The 4,535-nt window shown below is 36.8% G+C and carries 8 protein-coding genes; 2 read left to right on the top strand and 6 right to left on the bottom strand.

Going from position 1 to position 4,535, the window contains the following annotated elements; translation table 11 throughout:
• The 6 genes from ACFIL2_RS02815 to ACFIL2_RS02790 form a co-directional block, all read right to left on the bottom strand.
• Nucleotides 1–528, bottom strand: a 528-nt coding sequence (locus ACFIL2_RS02815) for a lambda exonuclease family protein (RefSeq protein WP_375681679.1), incomplete at its 3' end; no start/stop codon positions are given.
• Nucleotide 529: 1 nt separating this feature from the next.
• On the bottom strand, nt 530–1,324 hold the full coding sequence (locus ACFIL2_RS02810; protein ID WP_375681678.1) for an ERF family protein: 795 nt from the start codon (nt 1,322–1,324) through the stop codon (nt 530–532).
• A gap of 141 nt (nt 1,325–1,465) precedes the next feature.
• A complete protein-coding gene (locus ACFIL2_RS02805) occupies nt 1,466–2,194 on the bottom strand; it encodes a Rha family transcriptional regulator (RefSeq protein ID WP_375681680.1) in 729 nt (242 codons plus the stop codon).
• A 14-nt stretch (nt 2,195–2,208) separates the two neighbouring features.
• On the bottom strand, nt 2,209–2,571 hold the full coding sequence (locus ACFIL2_RS02800) for an antA/AntB antirepressor family protein (protein ID WP_375680206.1): 363 nt from the start codon (nt 2,569–2,571) through the stop codon (nt 2,209–2,211).
• 64 nt (nt 2,572–2,635) lie between these two features.
• On the bottom strand, nt 2,636–3,010 hold the full coding sequence (locus ACFIL2_RS02795) for a hypothetical protein (RefSeq protein WP_375680205.1): 375 nt from the start codon (nt 3,008–3,010) through the stop codon (nt 2,636–2,638).
• A 273-nt stretch (nt 3,011–3,283) separates the two neighbouring features.
• The gene (locus ACFIL2_RS02790; protein WP_004859838.1) at nt 3,284–3,637 is read right to left on the bottom strand and encodes a helix-turn-helix domain-containing protein; all 354 of its coding nucleotides are present in this window, start codon (nt 3,635–3,637) and stop codon (nt 3,284–3,286) included.
• An 87-nt stretch (nt 3,638–3,724) separates the two neighbouring features.
• On the opposite strand from ACFIL2_RS02790, the gene ACFIL2_RS02785 reads away from it, so the two are divergent.
• Nucleotides 3,725–3,991, top strand: coding sequence for a helix-turn-helix domain-containing protein (locus tag ACFIL2_RS02785; RefSeq protein ID WP_375618101.1), 267 nt, complete (start codon nt 3,725–3,727; stop codon nt 3,989–3,991).
• A gap of 2 nt (nt 3,992–3,993) precedes the next feature.
• Nucleotides 3,994–4,356 (top strand): hypothetical protein, encoded by a 363-nt coding sequence (locus ACFIL2_RS02780; RefSeq protein WP_375618100.1) that lies wholly within the window; start codon nt 3,994–3,996, stop codon nt 4,354–4,356.
• Nucleotides 4,357–4,535: the final 179 nt, after the last annotated feature.

The following is a 4,535-nucleotide window of genomic DNA, read 5'->3' as shown; positions in this document are numbered from 1 at the left end:
ACGATTGACGCGTTTGATTTTCATTCTCAAACCAGTAGATTTGCCTACAAAGTTTGGATTATAGCTCATGAAATCACACCATTTGCGTCCAGTGCATGCCATTTGGAATTGCATCTGTGCGATATATTCAGGCTTGATTTCGTCATAAATAAAAAAACGCAAATGCGTGGTTGATTGTGGACATTTGACTTCTATTAAACCGTCCTCTCCAATCAACCCATCAGGACTAGCCCCCGCCATTTCCATTTTGGGGTGTGGGATAAACCCGCATCTTGTGACTTCTGCGTCATAAATGAATTCATATTCTCTTAAGGCATCTTCTTCATGTTCGATACCCCATTGCATAGCAGGTGTTGTATAAGATTGGCTTATTTCCTCTATTAAGCGTTCTGTCATGAGTTTCGTTTTGTAATCTTCATATTTGCTTGTAGGCAAACCTTTTGCTGTCTTACTGAGTACGTTGTAAACGTTTGAAGCAGTGACTTTACCCAAGCGCGCTTGAAACCATTGTGCTGTTCTTTGCTCCATCTCACACCGCCGTTCCCTGTTCGTGTGGCGTTGCTATATCGGCATCTTGTATAGTAGAATCTGTTTCTACCTTTTGCCTGTTTTGTTTATTTTTTAAAAGATGCAACACCGTTTGTGCTTGTCCTTCAGACATATCGTCGAGCTTTTTGACGTTGACATAAGCAAGTATTTTTTCTTCTTCTGTTTGGGTTTGTACGATGAGTCTTCTGATTTCATTGATCTGTTGTGGAAAAGCCTTTTTAATAGGCGGGTTTCCATCTGTATCATCATCTTCACTCACGACATTAAGAAGCATGCCTAACAGATATCTGCGTGCGTATGTGATTGCAGAACCAACCGATTGTATATTTGATTTGCATCCTTTAGTGTCATAAGGAAACTTTCCTTCTGTTGAGATTTTATTTCCAGACGGATGCGTCAAAGTCATTTCTATAATTATATTGTCTGAACTCTGTTCTTTGATACGAGAAAACAAAGCAAATCGGTGTTTTGCAAGAGTGTTTTTTACAGCATCAATGTACTGGTCAAGGGTTGCATATTGGCTGTTTGTATGGGTGTTTGTAGAGTTTTTTTGTATTTTTTGATATTCTATTTGCATATTCGAAAGATCACAGGCAAATCTTTCGTAGTTTTGTCGTTCTATTTCTTTTTCTCGTAAGGCAATGAGACGCTCGAGACGGTCCATATCGACGTCATTTTCTAAGGCTCTGTTTAAAATACGTTCCATAGCAGTTTGTTTAACCGCTAAGTGATGCGTTTCTTCAATTTCTGTTAGGTTAGTATTTTGTTCACTCATCTTGATTTCCTCCATCTCGCGCGCAATTCACCCGTGGCGTGAATCACGCTGGTGTTAAAATCTTTGTTTTTGTTGCTAGAAACGGCTTATAGAGATACTATAAGATTAGTCATTCGTATTTCTTTTCCATAATTGTTGCTTTTAATGCATGGTTTGTCTTTTAAGCTCTTGAGACAGCACACCAATTCCTTTTGCTGTGATTTTTGCGCAAGGAATGACTTTTTCTATTCCACTTGCAGTTTGAAGTGTGATGGTTGGACAATCCATAAGTTTCTTTTGGATTTTGTCTTGATACGGTAGCAAATTTCCACCTGCTGCTCGTCTGTAAACCCAACCTTTTTGCTGTAAGAAGAGAATGAATTGTTTTGGTTGCATCTCGAGTATTTTAGCGGCTTCTGTAAGACCAAAGAGTCCATTATGACGCTGTAAGCTTTCAAGAGCCATGGCTTTTGGTGTTAAATCTTCAATGATGGTGTCTTTTTGATCTATTTGACCTTGTAGGTAATTCAAAAAGCCAATCATAGCCTTTGGACTTGAATAGTCGATTTGTGGTATTGCTGCTTGCTTTTCCAATTCTTGCCAACGGTCTATAATCCTAGCACGTAATGTCATGCTGTAACCGGAAACTAAGATAAGGCATTCACGCTTAGGGAGGTTGTAACAGTTTTGGGGCTTACCCTGTTTATCTAAATAGGTGGATCCAAATTTGGATTGACCCCCTTCAGGATATAATTCTCCTAACATTTGTCGAATATCACGCATAATATGCGCATGTTGCTTACCGCATAACTCTGCAATTTCACGACTAGACATGGTTGGAACAGTTGTGTTTTGAAAATTGTTTTCAGGTATTGTAATAAAGTTTCGCATCATCACCCCCTTAATTAAGAAAAACACAAGTTTTGGTATAATATTCTGCCATAGTTTCTATGACGTTCTGCTTGAGCAATTTTCCTTGCTGCGTGAATTTTGAAATAATGATTATCGGTTTTATCTGTCTCTATTTCAGATTTTGGACAAATCTTCTGTCTGTTCCATTCTTGTTTTGTAAAAACAAAATCCACGCCTTCTTTTAGATCAAACTTTTCAACACAATCGTTAAACCAAGTGGAAAAATCTTGTTTCAAATGTAAGTACCTATGCATTACATGGGCATTGACCATTTGGACATAACCGATTTTGTTGTCTACTTCGTTTTCAGGCGTGAGATATCCTTCACTATGAATATGAGTATCATGTGTGGTCATAAGTTTACTCTAATCAATTATTGATGGGAAAAGGGGAGGCGCTTTTAAAAGCGCCCTTCAGAATTTAAAGCACATCACAAGGACGCAAACGGTGTTGTTGTTCGTAAGTACCGTAAATCTCATCATTATATTTTTCGTCTGCTAAATCAGATAAAAGGTCATGGTAAGCAACACTCTCGCGTACAAAGTCATGAACTTTACTCTCCTCATGGAGATGTTCGATATTTTCTTTTACATATGCTTCTGCAATTTCTTCAGAGATATCTTCACAATTATTCTCAGAAGGATCGATGCGAAAGATTTGGATTGCATCATCTGCCTCGTCAATAATTTTTAGAACTTGGCTTTCATCCAGTGGTCCCGATCGACCAATGTTTTGATCATCATCATAGACAACTAATAAAATTTCATCAGAATTTATAAGAATTGGATTTTCCATAATTTCTCCTCCCTAACGCCTCTTGGCGATTGTTTGTGCGTGGTTTATGGAATATATATAATACGCATAATGCATACTTGTCAACAACAAAATATGCGTTATGTGTATTTTATTTTTAACGGTATAAAAATCTTGTAAGAAGATTTTTTCTAAATGACGATTCTCATGAAAGGGGAAGGTGAATGGTTATGAAAATAATAAAAAGTGATATAGAATTAGATAACAAAATAATGCATCTGGTTTCTACATTTAGTAATGAAAGAAAAAAAGCTTTTATTTTTTTTCTTCTGCATGCAAGCGATTTAAAAGGTGAAGAATTGTTTCTTTATCTGGTTGAGTTGTTTTTTGCAGTAGATTAATAATTTGCTCATCAACAGTTTGTTTTGTGGCAGGAATTGGAAAGGAGGGGCCTTCTCCCTCTCCAGTTAATAACCATCCTTCACTAATTCTAAATGCTTTTGCATATTTTGCAGATGCCCGTGATATTCCTCTTAATCCTTGTTCGTGCTGTATATAGCTAGAGTAGTTCCAGCCAAAATATCTAGCTGCTTCTTTAGCACTTCTAAAACCACGCGCTAAACGCGCTTTTATTAATCTAGCAGATTGGTCTATCGTGTTACTAAGCATTTTTATCTCCTTAATATATTCATATTGCATATAATTGGTATGCATTTCGACTTGACTTTTAAGTACTCATAATGCATATTATTTTTTATGGGAAAAATAGCAGTAAAACAGTTACGTAAAAATCTGAATTTAACTCTGAAAGAAATGGCAGCACAGTTAGGCGTCAACAAGTCAACAGTATGGCGTTGGGAAAAATATGGTGTTCCTTCAAGAGGAGCCGTTGCATATCTTCTCGAAGCGTTATGGAATGAACAATCTCCTCCAACGCCTTCTTTTGTCAAGGGTTCCACTGTTTGCATGAAGCCATTTGAACAAAATGAAATGACGAAGCTTCAATATGAAGAAAGAAAATAAAAATGGACATTTTCGCAACGATTATTGTGCTTTTTACGACCAATGTAATCACGATTTTTTGTTTTTATGTCTCTCATAAAAAAATGCAAAGCTCTACAAAGGTATTGCAAAGACCATATTACACTTTTCACATTTTGAAAGATTCAATAAAAGAAATGGATTTTCCAGACGGCAGCACAATTGTTTTTAGCGATTCTGATTGGAATTTTTCTCTTGATGCAAATGATAATTTGATAGTTCAAAGTACTTTAGGACCTTCATTATCGATAAAGGCATATAGCGATGCGCACGGTTTCAAAAAGCATTTCATAGATAGTTTACAGAAATACAATCGGTCTACACATTTAGTTAGTGCAGCGAGATGAAGCATGCAGTGTATTTTTGAATTGAGTGAGTTCATTTTTTTTTAACTTATGACTACGCGCTCTGTCACAGCTCACGCATAAATAGGCAACAGCCTTAAGGGGGGATTATGATCACTAATTTATATTTAATGAAAGAAGGGGGCGCGCATGTCTAATGGTATGCCATGGATAAGATTCCA

Source organism: Bartonella sp. AP30XZML, from assembly GCF_042195945.1.
In the GTDB taxonomy this organism is placed as follows: Bacteria; Pseudomonadota; Alphaproteobacteria; order Rhizobiales; family Rhizobiaceae; genus Bartonella.
Note: the sequence above shows the minus strand (reverse complement) of the source record. Positions and strands in the feature narration are given on the sequence as shown.